At 36.6% G+C, this 21,881-nt stretch carries 17 protein-coding genes and 1 pseudogene; 4 read left to right on the top strand and 14 right to left on the bottom strand.

Annotation, left to right across the window (positions count from 1 at the left end):
- Positions 1-53: 53 nt before the first annotated feature.
- From G5B32_RS00390 to G5B32_RS00375, 4 genes are all read right to left on the bottom strand, one after another.
- On the bottom strand, positions 54-2,000 hold the full coding sequence (locus tag G5B32_RS00390) for a RagB/SusD family nutrient uptake outer membrane protein (protein WP_165289517.1): 1,947 nt from the start codon (positions 1,998-2,000) through the stop codon (positions 54-56).
- Between the two features lie 11 nt (positions 2,001-2,011).
- Positions 2,012-5,089, bottom strand: coding sequence for a SusC/RagA family TonB-linked outer membrane protein (locus G5B32_RS00385; protein WP_165289515.1), 3,078 nt, complete (start codon positions 5,087-5,089; stop codon positions 2,012-2,014).
- A 935-nt stretch (positions 5,090-6,024) separates the two neighbouring features.
- Positions 6,025-6,888, bottom strand: a complete 864-nt coding sequence (locus tag G5B32_RS00380; protein ID WP_240898963.1) for an AraC family transcriptional regulator — start codon at positions 6,886-6,888, stop codon at positions 6,025-6,027.
- A gap of 156 nt (positions 6,889-7,044) precedes the next feature.
- Positions 7,045-7,818 (bottom strand): SDR family NAD(P)-dependent oxidoreductase, encoded by a 774-nt coding sequence (locus G5B32_RS00375; protein WP_165289513.1) that lies wholly within the window; start codon positions 7,816-7,818, stop codon positions 7,045-7,047.
- Between the two features lie 401 nt (positions 7,819-8,219).
- Here G5B32_RS00375 and G5B32_RS00370 point away from each other — a divergent pair, with 401 nt between their 5' ends.
- On the top strand, positions 8,220-9,806 hold the full coding sequence (locus G5B32_RS00370) for an ABC-F family ATP-binding cassette domain-containing protein (protein WP_165289511.1): 1,587 nt from the start codon (positions 8,220-8,222) through the stop codon (positions 9,804-9,806).
- A gap of 142 nt (positions 9,807-9,948) precedes the next feature.
- Here G5B32_RS00370 and G5B32_RS00365 read toward each other — a convergent pair whose 3' ends face one another.
- The 4 genes from G5B32_RS00365 to G5B32_RS00350 form a co-directional block, all read right to left on the bottom strand.
- Positions 9,949-10,146 (bottom strand): hypothetical protein, encoded by a 198-nt coding sequence (locus tag G5B32_RS00365; protein WP_165289509.1) that lies wholly within the window; start codon positions 10,144-10,146, stop codon positions 9,949-9,951.
- Positions 10,147-10,348: 202 nt separating this feature from the next.
- Positions 10,349-10,987, bottom strand: a complete 639-nt coding sequence (locus G5B32_RS00360) for a LytR/AlgR family response regulator transcription factor (protein WP_165289507.1) — start codon at positions 10,985-10,987, stop codon at positions 10,349-10,351.
- Positions 10,968-11,729, bottom strand: coding sequence for a tyrosine-type recombinase/integrase (locus tag G5B32_RS00355; RefSeq protein WP_165289506.1), 762 nt, complete (start codon positions 11,727-11,729; stop codon positions 10,968-10,970). Before G5B32_RS00355 ends, G5B32_RS00360 begins: the two co-directional genes overlap by 20 nt.
- Entirely contained in the window at positions 11,719-12,462 is a 744-nt protein-coding gene (locus G5B32_RS00350) for a hypothetical protein (protein WP_165289504.1), read from the bottom strand. Before G5B32_RS00350 ends, G5B32_RS00355 begins: the two co-directional genes overlap by 11 nt.
- Positions 12,463-12,819: 357 nt before the next feature.
- On the opposite strand from G5B32_RS00350, the gene G5B32_RS00345 reads away from it, so the two are divergent.
- Positions 12,820-13,749, top strand: a complete 930-nt coding sequence (locus G5B32_RS00345) for a serine hydrolase domain-containing protein (RefSeq protein WP_165289503.1) — start codon at positions 12,820-12,822, stop codon at positions 13,747-13,749.
- A gap of 252 nt (positions 13,750-14,001) precedes the next feature.
- Here G5B32_RS00345 and G5B32_RS00340 read toward each other — a convergent pair whose 3' ends face one another.
- The 4 genes from G5B32_RS00340 to G5B32_RS17050 all read right to left on the bottom strand — a co-directional run bounded on the left by G5B32_RS00340 (position 14,002) and on the right by G5B32_RS17050 (position 17,286).
- Positions 14,002-14,787, bottom strand: a complete 786-nt coding sequence (locus G5B32_RS00340; RefSeq protein ID WP_165289501.1) for a hypothetical protein — start codon at positions 14,785-14,787, stop codon at positions 14,002-14,004.
- The gene (locus G5B32_RS00335) at positions 14,774-15,736 is read right to left on the bottom strand and encodes a hypothetical protein (protein WP_165289499.1); all 963 of its coding nucleotides are present in this window, start codon (positions 15,734-15,736) and stop codon (positions 14,774-14,776) included. The genes G5B32_RS00340 and G5B32_RS00335 overlap by 14 nt, the downstream gene beginning before the upstream one ends.
- Positions 15,737-16,189: 453 nt before the next feature.
- Complete coding sequence (locus G5B32_RS00330; protein ID WP_165289492.1) at positions 16,190-16,405, bottom strand: hypothetical protein; 216 nt, start codon at positions 16,403-16,405, stop codon at positions 16,190-16,192.
- A 500-nt stretch (positions 16,406-16,905) separates the two neighbouring features.
- Positions 16,906-17,286 (bottom strand): hypothetical protein, encoded by a 381-nt coding sequence (locus G5B32_RS17050; RefSeq protein WP_206366749.1) that lies wholly within the window; start codon positions 17,284-17,286, stop codon positions 16,906-16,908.
- A gap of 610 nt (positions 17,287-17,896) precedes the next feature.
- On the opposite strand from G5B32_RS17050, the pseudogene G5B32_RS00325 reads away from it, so the two are divergent.
- Together G5B32_RS00325 and G5B32_RS00320 are read left to right on the top strand one after the other, a co-directional pair.
- A pseudogene (locus G5B32_RS00325) lies at positions 17,897-18,301 on the top strand (IS66 family transposase); the annotation flags it as partial.
- 393 nt (positions 18,302-18,694) lie between these two features.
- Positions 18,695-18,856, top strand: a complete 162-nt coding sequence (locus G5B32_RS00320) for a hypothetical protein (protein WP_165289491.1) — start codon at positions 18,695-18,697, stop codon at positions 18,854-18,856.
- Between the two features lie 54 nt (positions 18,857-18,910).
- Here G5B32_RS00320 and G5B32_RS00315 read toward each other — a convergent pair whose 3' ends face one another.
- Positions 18,911-20,437 carry an MAC/perforin domain-containing protein gene (locus G5B32_RS00315; protein ID WP_165289484.1) on the bottom strand — a complete coding sequence of 509 codons (1,527 nt, stop codon included), beginning with the start codon at positions 20,435-20,437 and terminating at the stop codon, positions 18,911-18,913.
- Complete coding sequence (locus tag G5B32_RS00310; protein WP_165289483.1) at positions 20,421-21,674, bottom strand: S41 family peptidase; 1,254 nt, start codon at positions 21,672-21,674, stop codon at positions 20,421-20,423. The genes G5B32_RS00315 and G5B32_RS00310 overlap by 17 nt, the downstream gene beginning before the upstream one ends.
- Positions 21,675-21,881: the final 207 nt, after the last annotated feature.

Below are 21,881 nucleotides of genomic sequence, written 5' to 3'. Positions count from 1 at the left end.
GCTAGACAATAGGGTTAGTTTTGGCTGTATCTGTATTGATACTGTTAGCAGAATTAGTAACCAGGATTCTGATAACTCTTTTTCTCTTCGTCGGACATCAGCATAGATTCGATCTGTCCTTGTGGAATGGGACGAAGGTAATGATGTGGTAATATTGTACGATTAACTGTCACCGCATTATGATCACCTTTTGCGACCCCTGCGATTCTATATGAAGAAGCTAATTCATTCCATTTTTGTGTACGCACCAGGTCATACCAACGGTACCCTTCTCCAAAATATTCACGTGAACGTTCGGCTAAGATATAGTTGATCGTAATAGTAGCAGGAGTCTGACTCAGTAAAGTAGCACTATTATCTGCTACTTTTGCTGCATTGCCACTATTGCTCCACTTCCATTTACCTGCTCTTGCGCGTATCACATTGATAAGGTCTCTAGCCGATTTGCCTGCTTGCACATTTGCACCTTTTACTGCAGCTTCAGCGGCTACAAAATACAATTCAGAGAATTTAGCAATATTATATGGTCTTGTACTGGCTGCATTCGGCTGACCTAGACCTGTTCCATTGTCCGTACGGTAAGGACCCAACTTCCAAAGGCCTGGATAAACTATTCTACTTATACCTTGAGGACCCACTACGTAATCTGCTCTTCCAGGAAGTGTACCCGCGCCTATATTGCTACTTCCAGCTCCACTTGGATAAGTAATTGCTGTAGCAGGCTCTTCATTTAAGAAAGATAATATGGGAGCGCCAGGGGTTACAGGAAGATTGTTGGCATTATACAAAGTCGCATTATTAACCCCTCCTTTTGGCCAATTGCCGCGATATACGGTTACGAAAGTACCATCATATCGGGAATCATTTGTTTTATCGGCAAATGTATTGGTAATAGCGCCAATTGTCGGTGCCATACGCGTCCAAGGTCTTCCCAAATGTTGCGCTGCTTCACGCTGAACCGAACTTACAGGGCCTGAACCATCAGGATTCGTTCCGCTTCGGATATCAGTATAGTTCCAAGTCATCATCCAACCCGCAAAGTTATCTGGAGCACCACCATTGGCATAGGTCAAGCTACTACCATTGTAAAATTCGCTACTTTCTGTATGGTCAGCATACAACAATATTTCGTTGTTGCGGTCATTAGGACCAAGATTCACATCATAAAATGTAGGCTGTAAACCAAAAGGACCTGGGTTGTCAATAGCTTGTACCGCGATATCATAAGCTTTTTGGTAATACCATTGTGCATTATGTCCATCCGGATCAACACGATCAGCTTGTGGATAAGTAGGAATATTATTCGGGTTCTCTAGCCACCAAGCATAAGTGAGATAAGCTTTTGCTAAATACAAGCGCGCTAAGGTTTGTGTCGCTCCACCTGTGACACGTGGCGTCACAGGCAATTCATTAATAGCTTGCACTAAATCAGGAAAAATACCTTGCGTATACACTTCGGGCACGGTATTACGTACCGAAGTTCTTACTGGACTGGTATTAAATCTCAATACACCTGCTCCCAAATCCAAAGGCACACCACCGAATGTTTGCACCAACTGAAAATAGTCAAATGCTCTAAAGAATCGAGCTTCTGCAATTAAGGCATCCGATACTCCCACATCACTGGCATTCTCAATAATACCACTTGCTGTATTGATATTAGAGAATGCTGTTCCCCACAAGACATCCGCTCTACTGGTTGATGGCGTGATCTCCCCTACACCCGACAAGTCCATGTCCTTGAAGTTTCCATCAGCACTTTGTCCCCAGGTCACCTCATCCGTACCTGTTAGTGTAGTATTGTAGAAATACGCCTGACCATAAATATATCTCAAGTGTGCATACATCGAAGTCAACCCGCCATGTACCCCCTTTTCGGTCTTAAAGAATCCCGGCTCGTAAATACTACGCGGCTGTTCATCCAAAATATGTGTACAACTTGCTGCACTAAGCATCAAAAATGCTGCACCTAATATTGTTTTTGTACGTATATATTTCATTTCGTTATCTTTTAGAATGTTAAATTAATACCCAGTATATAGCTGCGCGTAGCTGGAGCATTCGTACCAATTGTTAATAATCTTCTCAAATTTTGTGAATACGCTACAGCCGCATTCTCATTACCATAAGAATTCGTTTCAGGATCCATACCTGATTCATCCTTATACGGAGAGAATAGCACAAATGGATTCTGCGCAGTGAAATACATTCTCAATCTATTTACACCCATATCTTTTATCCACTGATTATTATCCAGATTATACCCCAATGAGATCGTACGGATTTTTAAATAAGAGGCATCAAAATAACCGAGTGTACTACCATATTTTGGATTGTCACCACTCATGATGCCCCCAGGTTTAGGATATTTAGCGTCAGTATTTTCTGGCGTCCAATAATCTACCTGTACGTTGTTACGACGGCCACTCATCATATTCAAATAACCCGAAGAAGAATACAAAGTACTTATTAGCGTACCTCCGCTCTTGAAGGCTGCCACTGTCGACAAATCAAAACCTTTGTAAGCTACACGCGTATTGAATCCACCTTGGACTTTTGGTTCAATACTCATGATCTGTCTATCATCCGCGCCTATAGCACGTACCGGTGTACCATCCGCATTGTAGTCTCCTGTATATTTAACTTTAATCATACCCACATTACCTCCTGGTTCTAAAACATTTAAATGCGGATCACCCTCTTGCCAAAGCCCAATCTTTTCATAGTCATAAATTACGTCAATAGGATGTCCTACAAACCACCAGTTACCTTCGTCACGTGTAGCACCCGAAGCCAAGGCTACTAATTTATTTCTATTGCCATAAAGATTTAATCCAGCTTCCCACGTCCAGCCATTCTTATTATCCAGAATGACACCATTTAGTGACAACTCAATACCTTTATTCTGTGTCTGACCTACATTCGCCGTATAACTGCTTACACCTGACGTAGCTGGCAAGCCTACACCCAACAGCAAATCTTTCGTCTGTGTCGAATAATACTCTATAGTACCCGATAAACGGCTGTTAAATAATCCGAAATCCAAACCATAATTAACAGTCTCTGAATATTCCCATCCCAAAGAAGGATTAGGCAATTCCGTCACATAATATCCCGTAGAATATTCATCACCAAAATTGTAAGGACGAGTACTCAATCTTCCCAACGTAGCATATGGCGCTACTGACTGATTCGAAGTCTGACCATAGCCCACACGCACCTTCAGCATATTCACCCAGTCCGTATCTTTCATGAAAGACTCATTACCGATATTCCAACCTGCAGATACCGCTGGATAGGTATGCCATTGATGACCTTTCGCTAAGCGCGAAGAACCATCCGAACGCAAGGTAGCAGACAACATATAGCGGTTATCGTACGAGTACATGACCCTACCCATCACCGACATCAAGCCGCTGACACGGTAGTTTTGTTCATTTGGATTTACTGTAATCTCTCCCGCTGCCTGACCTAGATTATAGAACTGAAATGCATCCGCTGGAATATCACGTGCATTCACACGAGAATCATTGAAACGGTTTTCTGAAGCCGAATAAAGGGCTACCACATTAAAGTTGTGCTTCTCCGCAAAAACACGGTCGTAAGTAAGGATATTTTCAATAGCCCAATCTGTAGTCATTCCATTGCCTATAGAAGCAGTAGAAACTGTCTCGGGATTGGTACTGTTAATACCACTCGCTGTATAACTTCCGCTATTATTTTGACGGTAGTTTAAACCCAAATTTGCACGATATTTAAGCCCCTCGATTCCTGGGATGCTTAGTTCCCCATATAAAGTATTGTATGTACCATAAGCTCTATTTTGACTTAACCAAAGGTCTTTTAAATCATTAACTACATCTCTAGAATATGACCAAGGCTCATCTAGAGGCATTCTAATCGTTCTTTTCCAAGTACCATCCTCATTATAAGGATTTGCTAATGGAGACATACTCAATATGCCATATACGCCCACATTACCACCTTGGTTGATGCTGAAGTTATTATTCGTCGTAAAACCAACGCGAACATACTGTCCAATGCTTTGGTCTAAACTTCCGCGAATAGCATATCTTTTGAATTCTTGCGTAGGGATAACACCTTTATCGTTTAAATACCCTGCATTAAAGGAATAAACGCCTCCTTGTGTACTTCCATTGACACCTATATCATGGCTATTCATCAAGCCCTTCGTATACAATAGATCTTGCCAGTCTGTATCCGTATCATCCGACTCATCCAATGAATTCGAATATTGACCAGCCGCTTTACGCAATGCTGCGAACTCTGGACCATTCATCATCGGATACCGCGCAAACAAATCGCGTACCCCAGCGAAACCATTGTAATTGAAACGAGCCTGTTGTCCCGCACTGCCCTTGTCTGTGGTCACTAAGATGACCCCGTTAGCACCTCTAGAACCATAAATTGCTGTAGCCGAAGCATCTTTTAGAACATCTATACTTTTGATATCATTTGGATTGATATCAGCTAAAGAGCCTGGAAACGGAATTCCATCCAACACAATTAACGGATCATTACTTGCCGACAGCGAGCGAGAACCTCTAATTCTTATCTGCATGACAGCACCTGGTTGAGAAGAAGTTTGTGTCAACTCCACCCCAGGAAGACGACCTTGCAAAGCCTGTGAAATATTCGCCGAAGGCACTTCACGCAAGGCATCACCACGAATAGAGGAAACCGACCCCGTCACGGCCTCTGCACGTTGTGTACCATAACCTACCACGACTACATCTTCCAACGAAGTCGTCTCAGATAATAAAGTCACGGTGATGCTATTTTGATTTTCTCCTACGGCCACATCTTGACTGATAAATCCAATGTAAGAAACCGTAAGCGTAGATCTTCCCGATGGAAGATTAATAGAAAAAGAGCCATCAGCACCACTTGACGTACTGGTAGCTTGATTTTTTACCTGAATGCTCGCATTCGATAATGGTGTACCGTCTTCACTAACCACTTTACCACGCAAGACCCGCTGCGCCAAAAGAAGATTAGGAATGAACATCACCAGAAAAAGGAATAAGGATATCCTTAATACATAATGGTTTTGTTTTGTTTTTTTCATAAGGTAGAGTTTAAAATTGTTATCAGCCCCTGTCATAATGAATAGCACAACACTATCAAGAGATAATAGTTAAGCCAAATAAAATGAACAGAAACACTGTTTATTATGTATAAATGTTTTCTAGATAGACAAAAATCTAATTGGTTAAATCTTTTAATACGCAATAATCTTTTACCCCTATTATGAGGAATAAAAACAGTTACGCAATAAAGTAATAATTCAATACTTATAATTGCAACCGATTGCATTAATTAATAATAAAAATAGAACTTGATAATGACTTTATAACAATTTGATTACAAATATTTACGTAATCGATTGCAAGGGAATGGTTAATGGAGAATGGTTAATTGTTAATGATTGATGAATAATTGTTAATAGTTAATGGATAATTAATCTTCTACTCTCCTGCAACCCAAGCACCGTCATATTGAACGCAGTGAAATATCTTAAAAAGTAAAAAGAACAAATCATTCACTCTTGCTAATAACTTCTTTTTATCACCGTCATATTGAGCGCAGTGAAATATCTATTAACTCGTTGTACTCTCGCTCGAGCCGCGAGGGGCTCATTCTTTTTTACCTCAAAAAAGAATGCAAAACCGAAAGCTAATAGCCGAGCTCAGTGGAGCTAAAACTCGTCGCTTAAAACTTTTGCAACAAAGTTTCTTCCTTCCTACATTTTCGCAAAAGTTTGTTAGGCGACATTTGGATAAATTGTATGTATTATACAATTTTTTAAACTCATTGATTTATATATTTGAATACAAACATCATCCTTACAAATATGAAAATATCGCCTTAGCAGATCGGCAATAGCAGGAAAAGTTAGCCTTTGTACCGATACGGTACAGTGATGAGTTTATCTTCGATGAGCTCCACTATGTTACGGTTTGGATAATCAACAATTGAAAATTAATAATTAACCATTAATAATTAACAATTGATAATTAAAAATCGGCATTTTTTCGAATGATAATCAAAAGCAGCTCTAAACTCCAATGGTGTTTGCTGCGTTTTACGTTTGAATAGCTTATTAAAAGATTGAGAATGTTCAAATCCCAATTCATAGGCTATTTCACTTACTGTAGAATGTGTCGTGGAAAGCTTTTCTTTCGCCTTTTCAATTAATTTCTGATGAATATATTGCTGGGTATTTTGATTCATTAACGAGCGGAGCACATCACTGAGGTATCCAGCAGAAATATTCAATTTTTCGGAGACAAACTGTACCGAAGGTATACCTTCACGCAATGGCTTATCACCATTAAAATAATCATCCAAAAGAGCTTCCAGATTTTGAAGCACATCCTTATTTGCCGCCTTTCGCGTGATAAACTGGCGCTGATAAAATCGGTTGACATAACTAAGCAATAGTTCTATTTGCGCGATAATAACCTCTTGACTAAACACATCTACTCTATTATTTATTTCCTTATCCATAATGTGATAAATAGAGAGAATAGTCTCCTTTTCCGAATCCGACAAGTGCAAAGCCTCATTAAAAGAATAAGAGAAATACGTGTACTGTTTAATCTTTTGTGCCAAAGGATAGCCCATCAGAAAATCAGGATGTATAAGCAAAATATAAGCGTACGTTTTACTATTGTATTCTGTCCCCCCTACCAATTGGTTCGGTGCTAAAAACATCATGCTCCCTTCATTGAAATCATAATAGTTTTGTCCATACCTTAACTTTCCACTATTCTTTGTGATAAAAGTAATTTTATAAAAATTAAGTATATCATAGACAGGAGCCATTTCAGGTTTGAAAGGATACTCATCATTAAAATGAACCAAACTTATCAAGGGATGATTGGGCTTTGGTAGACCAAAAGCTTTATGGCTTTCTGATATGGAACGAAAGCGGATAAGATGTTCTTTTTTGTTTTCATAGTAAAAAATACAAAAACCTATGGAAAGATATAGACCATAGGTTTTAAAATGATTGTAAGATTACCAAGGAATTACATTCTGTCTCTGTGAAAAGTCGCCTGGCCCTGTAAATATTCCAGAAGGCAAATCTTCAGACAATGCTACACGAATAGGTTCACGGGAGCCTTCCTCCACTGTATCTGTCCCTTGAAAATTGTTAAGTGCCGTAGCCGTAAAACCCGGACTTACCATGTTCACCTTAATATTTGTCTGCTCCAGCTCTATGGCCAAAGACAAAAACACCGCATTTAGTGCTGCTTTAGAAGCACCATAAACCACATCAAAATGTGCACGATAAGGATGTGTGACATCCGCATTTAAGGTCATTGATCCCAGCGCACTCGATACGACCACTATCCGTGCATTATCTGCACTTCTTAATAACGGCAAAAAGCGTTGTGTCACAGCCAGCGTACTAAAAACATTGGTATTCCATACCGCTTTCATTTCCTCTATAGAAGCTTTGCTGGCGCGTTGTGAATTTAGAATTTCCTCCATCGACTGTCCATTCTTGCCTATATTCGAAATACCTGCATTATTAACCAATAAAGACAAATATCCCTGCTCCTTTTGTATTTGAGCTACTGCAGCTTCAACAGACAAGCTATCCGTTATATCCAATTGCAATGCTCTTGCATTTCTACCGATTTCCAATGCCGCTTTTTCGCCTTTCGCACTATCCCGCGAACCTATGTACACGACATAATTATTCTCCGCCAAAACTTTAGCTATTTGAAAACCAATCCCAGTATTAGCACCCGTCACAAGGGCCACTTTTGTTTCTTTTGTACCCATAATTTTATAGTATTTAAAAGTAATACAACAAAATTCCTTATTAAAACAACAATCACTGTAGCCATATTCTGCCATTGTGTATCCAAATCGAGGAAGGGATAAAATAATTGCCAATGGAAATTGAACATGGACAATTGAGAATTAGAAATTCCGTACGTTGATTCGGTAGGACTATATATTACAACCTCATCACAAGCCTCCACTTCAAGAATTGTAATTCGTATCTCGTTATTCGTAATTCAAAATTCCTATTATTTACAGTTCATATTATTTTTTTATCTTTGAAACCAAAGACCATAATATATACAGTATGTAATACCTTATTTCTTTCCGCTAAACAAATACCGACATCCGTATTTCTGATACGATGTGCGCATGGTTTAATTTTAAAAGAAGGAATTATGGTCACTCTACAATACATTTCATATACACCATTTGGTGGCACCACACTTTTTGACAACATTCACTTTTCCCTTAATAAGGGTGAAAAGGTAGCGCTATTGGGTAACAACGGTGTAGGAAAATCTACATTGCTTAAAATTATAGCGAATCAACTCGAGCCTACCTCTGGGGAACGTTATATCGAAGGAAATCTATATTATATCCCTCAAATATATGGGCAATTTAATGATTGGACTATTGCGCAAGCCTTAGAAGTAGATAAAAAAATCACAGCCCTATCGGAAATTCTAAAGGGGACTACAGACGAAAAATATTACAACTGGCTGGACAACGATTGGAACATCGAGGAACGCTGCAACGAAGCTTTAGCATATTGGGGTTTACAATATCTAAACCTTAATACAAGATTAGGCGAGTTAAGTGGAGGAGAAAAAACCAAAGTCTTTTTAGCAGGTATCCTTATCCATTCTCCTCAGATCATTCTATTGGATGAACCTAGTAATCATCTTGATGGATATAGCCGAGAACTCCTTTATAATTTTATTCAAACGACAAATTCCAGTCTGCTGGTCGTGAGTCACGATAGAAAACTCCTTAATCTATTGCCCAACATTTGCGAACTAACATCGAGTGGCCTAGAAGTCTATGGAGGTAATTATGATTTTTACAAGGAACAGAAACATATAGGCCTTAATGCGCTGCAGAAAGATATTCAGCATAAACAAAAAGAGTTGCGTAAAGCTAAATTGAAGGAAAAGGAAACCTTACAAAGGCAACAGAAGCTCGATACCAGAGGAAAAGAAAAAATGCAAAAATCTGGCGTTGCTCGCATTATTATGAATACCCTGCGCAACAAAGCAGAGAATAGCACTTCCAAATTAAAGGGTATACATGCCGAAAGAATTGATGGAATATCCCAGAAGCTTCATGAGCTGCAATCCGTATTTCCACTCCAGGATAGAATTAAGCTTGGCTTTGGTGTTTCCGAACTGCATAAGGGTAAGATTCTATTTTCAGCTACTGAAATTAACTTCCGCTATCAAGATAAGCCACTGTGGAAAGAAAGTCTTTCTTTTCAAATTGTAAGTGGAGAACGAATTGCCATAAAAGGAAAAAACGGCTCAGGCAAAACTACCTTAATAAACTTACTCTTGGGGAATCTAAAGCCATTCACAGGACAACTTCAGCGAGCAGATACTACCTCTCTGTATATAGATCAAGATTATTCCTTGTTAAAGAATAACCTCACTGTATTTCAACAGGCACAGGCCTATAACAGTTCTGCGCTTCAAGAACACGAAATAAAATCGCGTCTTTCCAGATTTTTATTTTCAAAAGAAAAATGGGATACAAATACCGAATTACTGAGTGGAGGTGAAAAAATGAGACTTTTGCTATGCTGTCTTTCTATTCGTACGGTAGCACCAGATATAATTATCTTGGATGAACCAACGAATAACCTAGATATTCAAAATTTAGATATTCTTAGTTCTGCGCTCAAACATTACAATGGAACATTACTAGTCATTAGTCATGATGAAACCTTCCTACAAACTATACATGTAAATCGCATCATTTCGCTATAGAATCATCCAACCTTTAAACTAAAATATAGAGATTGCTATTATGCAATCTCTTTAGACTTTGTCAATTATACCTTGCTGTACCGCCCAGATCAATGCTACAGTCAGCAACAACCCCAAAAGATTATACATCCAATCTGGAAGCTTAAAGGGCTGCGGGTTGTAGTTGTTGTAGCTCATCGTCTGACCAATCCAATAAATCCTTTAATACATACACCGGGCTATCCTTCTCATCCAGCTGCTGGATATAATCTATGATCTCCCCATCTACTTTTATAGCAATTCCTTCTTTCAGCACATGAAAGTCGCTATTAATTAATTCTTGAATTTCTTCTCTTGTCATAATTCCACTTCTATAATTGTTGTGATTTATGCAGAGAACAAGGAGACTGTGATTTTGGTTTAATACCTAGTAAGAATAAAAGCCTTCCACAAATGGGAAGGCTTTAGATATCTACTTATTAATTTAATCAAATTGTTAATACATTTAATAATCGCACACCAAAATATAACGCTAGATACAAAAAATCATATTATATAAAAACCTATGATAGGTTATTCTGTTTAAAGATTTCATATTTATGTCTGAACTCTTTGGCAAATTCTTGAGTTATATGTAGCAATTCATCCCCTTTTCTACTTTTGGATTTATTTTTAAGAAATATTTGTTTACCTCTTATTACTTCTATTTTATCTAATGCTAATAGATAGCTATTATGCGGTTTAGCAAAACCTTCTAGGGGTAACATACTAGCAAAGGACTTTAAAGACATCTGCGTCACAACAGTTCCTGATTCTAAATAAATAGTAAGAATATTATTGTTAATTATGGCATATAGAATATCTTTAACCTGAATCATAACCTCTTCCCCTGAAACATCTTTAATTTCAAGTTGCTTGACATCTCTTTTTGATTTCTCAGCTTTCCGATCTACTTCTAATACGACATCATTAAGTAATTCTTCTAAAGCTCTAAAGCTAGGAGTTTTACCGATAAAATATTTTATTCCAACTTCTCTGGCACTATATACATAATTACTATAGGAAGAGCATGCCACAGTAACTGGTGGATCCGTAAGCATACTTAACCATGTATTTCCATCTACTTCTGGATCACCAAAATCCATATCTAAAAATAAAATATCTATATCGAGTTCATCTATTTTATGTAGACATTCTTTCAAGTCTGATTGTACGCCCGAACGCATCGGTATAGCGTTTTCCGGTGACGCCCAGCAGAAAGGCCTTTTCGTTTTTGCCCGGGCTCAGGTACGGACGGCCGTACAGCAGGTAGTCCGATAGGTATTTTAGGTTCTGTCTGCCCAGCGGTATATAGCGGGCTTTATAGCCTTTGCCCTTTCTGACCAATAGCAGTTCCTTTTCAAGCTGTACGTCCTCTGTGTTCAACAATAGCCCCTCCTGCTTGCGAAGCCCACAGCCGTAGTACAGTGCCAGCATGGCACGGTCACGGTACCCCAAAGGATCGTCCATGGTATGGTCGTACAGCTCGCTGATCTCGATGGGCAGCAGGATATCCTTGACGTTGCTGCTCCTGCCCGTCATTCTGATGTTTACAGCAAAGCTTCCGTGGCCGCTCTCGCCAAGGTAGCGCGCAAACCGACGGATAGCCTGCAGCTGCTTGCGGATGTAGTTTTTACTGATCGAGCCGCCCCTAAGCCTGTTCGGCCGGTGTTCGAGGTAGCTGTAATAATTTTGAAGATGGGTATCGCTGATGTTTGCAGGATCGGTAATTTGGTTGTCCTGCATGTAGTTCAGGAACGTCGCTATCATCTTGGGCAAATCCCTCTGGCTGGTCTTCTCGTAGTTCAGTATACGCTGCCATTCAGCAAAGCCCGCTACCAGTCTTTTGTACAGCGGATTCAGGGTTCTGTAAAAGTCCGTTGCCTTGTATTTTTCAACTGTCATGGGTTACTGCTCCTTTCTTACTGTCTTTCTGCAAGTTATGTAACCCATCCGTGCTTTGGGTTACTGATGGGATACGGGTTACTGAACGGATCTGCTGCAGTATGCTGGCTATCAGCTTTTTGGTATCTCCCGCAAAGGTTTCCATGTCCTGCCAGAGCTGTACTTTATACTCAAAGCCCTTATATCGGTTGCCCTTGACGATACGGATATGACCGGTACGGTCAAGCTCGTACAGGTAACGGCCAAGGCTGCTGGGGCTGACACGAAGTGCCGTGCGTACATCACGGCTGTGGAAGGTATCGGTGTCCAGTTCCTTTAGGTACGCTTTCAGCTTTTCAAAGAAGCCACGGCACGCATCGCTCAGCTCGTCGCTCTTTTTCAACAGCGTGGTTTCCAGCAATGTAAAGGCCGTTTCGATATCCTCCGGCGTACTCTCGATGTACTGCTCGCCGGTCGTCTGGTCCGTTTTCAATTGCCGCTGGTACTGATGGTAGTACGTCACCGTTTCGGTGAACAGTAGCAATAACAGCATCGTACGCCTGGGCTTGAACACGGCCTCCGGCAACTGCAGGTAGGTGGCGTAGGGAATGCGCACGCTGATCGGCAGTAACATCCGCTGTACGTTCTTTACCGTATGCTTTATTTTCTGCTGTGCGGCTTCATCCACTAACCCTGCGCTCAGCATGCGCTGGTAGTCCATGATCTTATTGTTCTGCTCGCTGCTGCCGTCCATATACAGCAGTATACAGCGGTTGGCATTGTCCTCTTACAGCTTTTCACGGGTCGTACAGCCGCTAACGCATACCGGCCCCTCCACGTTCAGCGTAACCGTTTTCAGGTTGCCCTTGTTGTCTTTTAGCGTTACGGTTTTGCTGATACGTCGCTTGCTCTGCAGCTCCCGCAGCGGGTACAGTACACTCTCCGCTCCGTCGAGGTCTTCGATCAGCAGCAGCTTGTGCTTGAGTTCCTCACGCCCGAAGTCAATGTTACAATTGTTTTTATTCCAAAAAACTATATTCTGAATAATAAATATACACTTCCGTCTAGATTTAAATTAAAAGTTAATATATTGTTCCCAAACCAGCAACTAATGAAACAAACACTGTTTATCTTCTTCTTTCTAAACATTTCACATTTAGGATTTAGCCAAAATAACAATAAATTAAAAATAATTGACAATTACCTTAAGAAAGTAATTAAATCATATGAGATTCCAGGTTTGGCAGTTGGTGTTATACAGAATGATAGCATTATTTTTCAGAAATATTATGGTAAGGAAAACTTAGATTCTGATGGTAAAGTAAATCCAAACTCTCTTTTCAGGGTTTATTCTACGACTAAGCTGAAAACAAATATTGCTGTATTTCAATTAATTGAAAGTGGAAAGCTTTCATTAGATGATAAAATTGCAAAGTATATTACCCAACTTCCTAAAGATTGGGAAGAGGTAAGAATTGAGAATCTTTTGTCGCACTCGTCTGGTATTCCGGATTTTGCACGATATGACAGCATTCCAGCCGATACTTCTGCAAATCAAGTTCTGCAGTGGCTTTCAAAAGAAAAAATGGAATTCTTAACAGGAAATCAATACAGTTACAACCAGACTAATTATATGCTTTTGGCAATGATTATTGAAAAGATAAGCGGTGAACGATTTGAAGAATATATATTGAAAAATCAATTTTCTGATGCAAAGAATAAAGTAGTATTCTCTTCTAATTCTCTTGAAAAAATCCCGAATCGGATACAAAAATATGTTTTTAATGATTCTCTTAAACAATTTCAAAAGTTGCTACATATCGGAGGGTTGAGGTCGCACGCAGCAAATGGATTGGCTATTTCTTTACCTGATTTTTTACAATGGAGTCTTTATCTTACTAAGAATCATTTCCTTAAACCCAATACAAAAAAAATGATGTGGACTCCATTTAATTATGCTAATAAACAAGATCTTTTTGCTCATGGCTGGGAAATTACTAAAACCGGAAAGGTAACTTCATATGGGTTTTCAATATTGTGATAATGAGTTTCAGTTTCGAGATATCTATATATGATTCAGATAATGAAATTATATTGAGAATGAAAGAAAAAATTGAAATGCATTTTAAAAAATTAAAAAAATATTAGGATTATACTGCTCCAAATATTTAGCATACTGCACATAAAGAAAATTACGAGAGTCTTTTCTCATACCACTTAAGATATTTTATATAGCTATCTAATCTATTATTATCATTTAATAAATAATTCCTCCCCAATACCATCTGCATCTTTATAGTATACTTCGTCGCACCCTCTTTTTCAACTTTATAATATACAGCGAATCTTCCTGAGGCCGAAAGTAAGCATGATTGTTCTTTTTTGTGTATTTTGTTAGATAAAAAGTATCAATTAGCGGCATAACCAAGCTGTCCTTTGGTGAAGCAAAGACCAGCTGAGGATCATTCAGGCGTTTGAAAATTACAGCTTTGGAAAATACAGAATCAATAAGTACTGTTGCATTATCTTTATTTTTCTTCTTAAAGGAGGTTGAAGTAACCTTCTGCAGCTGTATAGCTGATGAGTCTTCCACAAATTTAATATGCCATTGCTGATTTACCTCCTTTTCATAGGTTTTAAAGACTATTGCATTATTAGACTCCAAGCTCCCTACCAATATTCGGAGTATTTCTCGGACATTAACATATCTGCGTTTCCTATGCAAGGCATCATTAAAATTCGGGTTGTTATGTCGAATGATTCCATCTCCTTTGCGCCGGTGGTAATAATGTATAGGTGTGCAGTGCATTACTTTTCTATTTTCGCTGTTTCCCTTTTCGACAAAGAGATAATGTACTCCTACTATTACATTTCCTTTAATTAGTGCGGTAGTATAATTGATAGCTTCTGCTACATTATTTACTGTATCATATTTGACATACACATCAAAAGAAGGTAAAGAAAACGCCTGTAAGTTACTATTACTTGGAAGCTGAGATACAAAATGTGTAAAACGGCATGAGGATATACATACCATCATAAAAAGGAGCAAAAAGATGAAACCGTTAATGTTTTTCATTGTTGAGGTGCTTAGAAATAAAAATCTGTGACTGCACATCTACTGAAAAGCGCAGCTGTGAATTATCAATATGGTAAGGCATATTGCTTACATAATGGACAGCTTTCTGTCCTTGAATAACCCTAAGTTCAGGATTAATAGCCTTTAGGTTGATATTACCAATCTGGCTGTGACCAGCAGTAAATCTCAGGTAATCTTCATTATATAGTAGCTCTCCTTGTTCTTTATAATCTACGACATTATCACCTATCTTTTTGGCTAGCTCATACGAAAGGGGTGAATACCCAGTAAAACGATTATAAGCCAGCGCAAAATGATTGAACAGCTGGTGCGCAGACCTGTGCCAGGCAATCAATAGACTGCTTGTGTACCACCTGTCATACCCATCAATCATAAAAGGTAGCATCACTCCGTCATTCTGATAAAATATATGAAACTCGTCAGCTTTAAGATTCACGGTACCTACCTGCTGAAATTTGAAATTTTCTTTAGGATTTTTCATAAGTATTCCCTGCGTTCCTAGGGTAAAGGCATAGTGATACGGATTTTTGATTGCCGGTGTGCTCAAGTCGGCGAAGGCATAGAAGGGCTGATTATAATTGCTGTTATAATGCCTATTGTTTTTGCTTTCCCCTGTGCTAAAGGAAATGGGGAACTGTATACTTCCAAAAAATTGATGAGAAAACCCTTCATCAAGCGTAGAAAAGGTATTCCATTTAAAAGAATACTGAACCTGAGGGGTTACGCCTACTCTTTTTCCCTGATAAAGATAACCTGCATTAATATTAGCCTCAACATAGGGAAGAAAGTGTTTGACTTTGCTGAGGTGAATCCCTATAGTAATATTACTTCCTAAGCCATAGGTATGTTTGCCATCGATAGTATAGAGCTGTGCTAAAGCAGAGCTAGTGGCAATGGTGCAAAACACCAATAATATATAAGGTAGCATAATTGATTAATTTATATAAATATACTAATTATAGATTTATAATCAATAGGTTATAAATATACTTTCGGTACATCTGCACTTAAAAAAGGTGAGCTGTCGTGGAGCAATCTAGCACTGCTCTTTGAGGATGTTCAGATTGTAAAAAGTATACAGAAGAAACGCTATTTATCTTCCCCCTCATTTTAATTTCTGCACTCTCTTTTTTACCTAGTTTAAGGTTCAAAATCTGCTCGGTTATACTTTTTCCCATATTCTTTATACGGGCACCTGAAATATTGATAGCCGCGATCTTTAAGTTTTTGTATGTTACTCTTAGATAGAAGACCCGAGTCTGCAACAACAACCAAATTTTCAAATGAATATTTAGAAGTGAAATATTCAATGAGAGGTATCATCGTTTCTCCCTCGTACTAGTTCCCTTCAAAAATATCATAATCCAGTGGGTACCCATTTTCACTTATCTAGTAAACCAAGTACGATTTGTGGGGGTTGGTGTTTCCCATCTTTGCTAAAACCTCTTTTACGCAAGTCATCCTCATCATTCACCTCGAAATACAAGGTTGTTTCATCGTAGAAAACGATTGATAGTTTTCCTCCAAGAATACCTAGAGTATGTGCAAAACTTATTTCTTTGACCAGATCTATTTGCTCTTGATGAAGTTTATCCAAAAATCTATAAATCGAAAACACTCACGTATATGCCTTTATACTTCATCCGGTAATCGGTCGTTTTTAGCTTAGTGATAAGATAGCTATATTCTTGATTACTAGATGTTAAAATAGTTGTTCATCAATAGCATTGAAGCCAATATCATTAAAAATATGCACTAGCAACAACTCTGAACCAACAAGACTCTTTGCATCCAAGCTATACAAAATAGGTATCGATGAAGTCTAGTTATTGGGAACGATAAAATGGAATACTGGTTTGCCCACCAGTACTATCAATAATCCTTTTACCTTTTTTTATAAGACGATCTATCTCTTGTTAATCTGAAGAACAGCCAACAGTTTGATGAACAGTGTACCGACCAGAAGATTTATCAATAATCTGAACACTAGTGGAACCGCTTTTATTACGTTTGCATAGAACGAACATATTGTCTCAAATGTATGAATAGATGACAATATAACTATAAGTAGATAAACAATAGTAATTGAGCTTAACACTATTGAATTTTATATGACAACGATTTTCCCGTACTACTCGACTTTAATGCAAAGGGTTCATTATTCTTCGAAATATAAATTTGGATGGTTGGCTCTCCGCTACCTATTTGTACAACACAATTAAATCCCTTTTTAAGAGGTCCAAAAGTCCCTTCCCAATTCCTAGTATTATAGTCTTTTTTTGTAAATAATCCAGTAGGTGTAGTTACAGACCAATTACTAAAAATTCTAGTACCTGAAGTGGAAATTTTGTATTTGACATAATACACATCAACTTCAGTTTGACTTTCGTTCTCTATATTATCCTTTGTACAGGATGATGTTAAAATTGATAAAAAACAAATTAAGCAGAGTAAAATTGTTAAATATGAAATTTTCATTACAGTAAGTGTTATTTTATTATATAATCTCTCCAAGTGTATCCAGTTATGAAAGTCCATATATCAAAAAAAACTTAAGGTGATTATTTCATTTATCGATTATTCAATTTAGCGCTGATACATATGGATAATCTTTCGTTATTGGACAATATGTACTGATAGCATCTTGCTCTAAGTTTATAGTGTTTAATATACAAATATTTTATTAATTAGCACATAAGGGGGGCTATACAAGTTAAAATGGTTTTACTCCACTATATTAGAGGTTTTTAAATTAAAGATTATTCATAACACTCTATTGGCAAAAATTAGAACATAAAGGATATTTATATTAACAGCTGATTATCTGTGTTTAATTTGAAAATAAATACAAGTAAAATTCAATTTTTAACATTTTATTGTCAGATAGCACAAAAGATCGTGACTCCAATGCCAAAATAGCTGTATTTTTTTAGCAAATGTAAAGAAACGAAATATGAACAACAAATTTATGATAAGCATAATGACCTTCCTCAATACCCGATAAAGATATTATATGTAGACAAGTCGAGATCTAGATCGGACAAAGGTTTTAGTTTAGCTTCATTAGAACATTTATTAAATGAGAATACAATTATATGCGATTGAAAAGCGAGCTAAACAAGAGGAGTTATCCGCAGAACAGACCAAGGAACTGCGACTTGAGAAATCGCTACCAGTCATCAACGAATTGGGGAAATGGATCTTTCAGAAGATAAAGAAAACTTTACCTAAAAGTCAGATCGGAAAAGCAATGGCTTATGCATACACCAGATGGGACGCGCTCTCAGCGTACTTATATGATGGAAATCTACAGATTGATACAAATCAATGCGAAAATGCACTTAGACCTTGCTGTTTAGGACGCAGAAACTATTTATTTGCAGGCAGCCATGAGGCAGCACAGCGTGCTGCTATGATCTACTCGTTCTTTGCTATCTGCAAAAAACATGAGGTAAACCCATTTCAGTGGTTAAAATATACCCTACAAAATATTGCTTGATCCCATTAAAGCTTTAAATGAATTGTGTATCTGAATAATATAACTATGCAAATATCCGATTATTTTTCATCTACTCCACAACTTTTGTACATGATCCTTCAATAAATCATAAAAACCTTAAGGATCTATATCCACAGAACTATAAGAAGATTATTCAGTAATTAAATATGTAGTTCGTAGGGCGGATACGTTTAATGCAGATAAAAAGTATGTTGAACTTTTATTTGATAGGTATGCTGTCAAAAGAATGGACAAAATATTGGAGAGGTTTCATCTGTAGTGGTTACAAAAGTGTTTCGTTGGAAGAAATTGACAGATGAACAGTTTAAAGATTTTAAAGTGTAGCAAAAGAGATAGCCGTTATCCTGAATACCAATACCAAAAATAATGGCTTTTATTCAGGAAATTGCTATTTTGTTACCAGCGGGATCTAGAATTATGGGAAGATTTTACTTTTATACCGCATTAGGACATCTTGTTGGACTCAGAATACCTGAAGAATACGGAATTTCAGCGTTGGCTTTGAAACAGATCAAAATCATTAATTAACATTTTTCAGCAGACAAATTTAAAAATTATACTGCTGAAAAATTAATAACAACCTTATTGATAATAATTAGCCGGATAAGCGTAAAATACTGGCCCCTTTATATCTTTCCAATATGTATTATTATTTAATCCTTTATTTGATTGTGGATTATAATAATGATCTGTACCGCTTGGACTATAATGTTCATAAATTGGGATAGTGCCAGGAATTTGAGAACTGTAAGCATAAAAGGAAACCCCCTCATCCTGCCATTTCCAAAAATTCATATCTGTGTTGGTAGAATTTAAAACTCCAGTAGTGAAATAATGACTTGATCTTAAATGACTAGCATAAACCTTCACTGGGACGGTTCCTGGTATTTGAGTTTTAAAAGCTTTAAACCCTGATCCTTCATATCTCCAATAATTTAAGTCATTAACCATTGATGTTGCAAGGTAATGGTGTTGTCCCGCCTTTGCTACAAATGATAATATATTTATTAATTGTATTGTGTAATCCTCATGAAGTTGAATTTGATGATTTTCAATATGATTTTCAACAACTAATTTTACTTGATTTCTTTTTACTGGATCAGCTATAAAATCATAAATGTAAGCAGCCCTACCTATACTTATTAATGCAGCATTACGATCATTTATACTACTCTGCCAACTAGATGCATTGAAGTTTTCTGATGAATTACCATCTTTATCAATGGAAAAAGATCTTCCCGAATTAGTTCCCCCAAAGTATATAGCTCTAGATTGTTTAACTCTTATTTCTTGATTAATCTGTGTTTTTTCAGAAAGAGTTTTGTTAGACTCTTTATCAATACTTAACACTTTAAAAACATTTAAAGATAAACCTGTTTTAATATGAGAACTTTTTAATTCATTTGTGCTTTGCGATGAAACATCGCCACTGGTATTAATCCTCAAAATTCCTCCAATACTTATATCAAGTAATATATGGGTTCCATAACGGTTAACAATTGCTTGTGCAGTATTATTCTGTACAAACGTCAAAAATTCTGGAGTTAAAGCCTTTATTAATGAATCCTTAGTTACGTCTTGAGTGAAACGTATTCTCTTTATTTGATGAACTAATTCAAATGTAGCGTAAGAATACCTAGTCGAAAATTTATTGATAGTCTGATCTTCATAGTTCTTTTCACTCTTAATTGTTTGAGTAAAATTTGGTTTTTCGTTAACAGTCACAGGGGGATCACTGATACCAATAGCTAATGAACTTGATTTCTTTTCACTATAATCCCTAGAATAGTCATACGCAGTTACACCACTAATAAAATAATCATAACCATGGGTAGTACCATTTATATCAATCCATCTATTTTGATTATTTCTAAATTTAGACATATCAAAAATACGTACATCAGAAGTACTTCCATTTTGAGTCGAGGTTCCAGACAAATCTTTCGTAATATCAATACCATAACCTAGTAAGTCAAGGTCACCATCTGCACCTGCTGCTAACTGATTTGATTTATTTGGAAGTAATTTTCTTTCTTCTATTAAATCTTTAGAACAATTTGAGAAACAAAATACACAAAGTAATAAAAAAAAATTAGTTTTCTTTTTCATAAATTATTTTATTTAGAGGTTTTATTTTAAAGTTCCCTTTCACAGCTTCTTTATGGCTATCTATATCCATAGTAATCTGATTGCTTCGTCTACTTAAAATCTTAATATTTTTAGATTCAATATTAATACCCAAGTTTGAAAAAATGCAATTAAGACAATCATCATTAAGCTCTTCATTTACTTCACTTCTATAGTTGCAATATATGTTAGGTGTAAAACCATTGAAATAATTATAATAACCGTTAGCATTTTTTATTACAAATGAGCTAATAAATAGTGAATAGTCCTTTATTTTTATAGGAAAAGTTCCAATGGGTTTTCCATAAGTTTTTCCACCATAGATTTTAATGTTGATATATGGTGAAAGAACATTTATTAACATTTCACTTGCTGATGCGGTTTTAGGAGAAGTGATAAAATAAATTTGTTCTATAGACTCCAAAAATCCCTTTTTACTAAAATAATATGTATTATTTTTTTCCGTATAATCAACATCATCTAATGTAGCGAGTCTTCCATTAATAATTTTAAATTTCCCTTCTTCATCTAAATATACTTGATTCCTCAGTATTTTAGCTTTTCCTTCAATTAAAGTCTTATTAAACTCTTCAGAAAACATAACTTTATTATTATTATTACTTGAAATAATAAGATTTGCTAAGTATTCAACTGTTTCAATATACCCTCCTGAATTCTCTCTTAAATCAATAATCAATGTTTTAGGACGTTTCAATGAAATAGCTAAGAAAAAATTATCAAATATTGATTGTACATTTTCTAAACTATGAAAGTTATTAAATTTTAAATAAGGGATATTATTAAGTTCTGCAGTAATTATATTATTGTTTTCAATAACATTACTAAGCATTGAACTATACTTAAATTTTGAACTACGTTCTTCAATATAACTAAACTTAGGAATACCATTTAAAGAAAACTCATATGGTAAATTAGTAATTTTATCAATCTTTAACTGTGTTATATCATATAATTCAGTTTTATACGCAAATAAATCAGGTGAAATTTGCCCATATTTTTTTCTTGGAGAAAATATATTATAATTTGGTATTTCTTCATTCCAAAAATACACCTCCTTAGCATAGTAATAAATCGAATCTAAAATCAAATCCTTTATAGATTCTTGGGATTTAATTACAGGAAGTTCTTTATTACATGAAGAAAACAGCACGAATAATAGACTCAATAATAATATTAAAGTCTTAAGCCTTAAAAGCATAATTTAAGTCATCACTAAGTTAATTGTTATAAAAATACAATTATTATTTAGAATACTAAAATATAAAATACAGCTTATAAGGGCATTAAAAAAGGTTTATCATATGTCGGCAAGTCATTTAATACCTTTAGAGATATAGTAAAGCTGAACGAGCTTTTTTGATGGTTGCTCCTGTCTTAGATGGGGTATCTGATACAAAGTTATTAA

The sequence above is a fragment of the Sphingobacterium sp. SGL-16 genome, assembly GCF_011043515.1.
Lineage (GTDB): Bacteria > Bacteroidota > Bacteroidia > Sphingobacteriales > Sphingobacteriaceae > Sphingobacterium > Sphingobacterium litopenaei.
The sequence above is the reverse complement of the archived record's forward strand: the minus strand, read 5'-3'. Positions and strand labels throughout refer to the sequence as shown.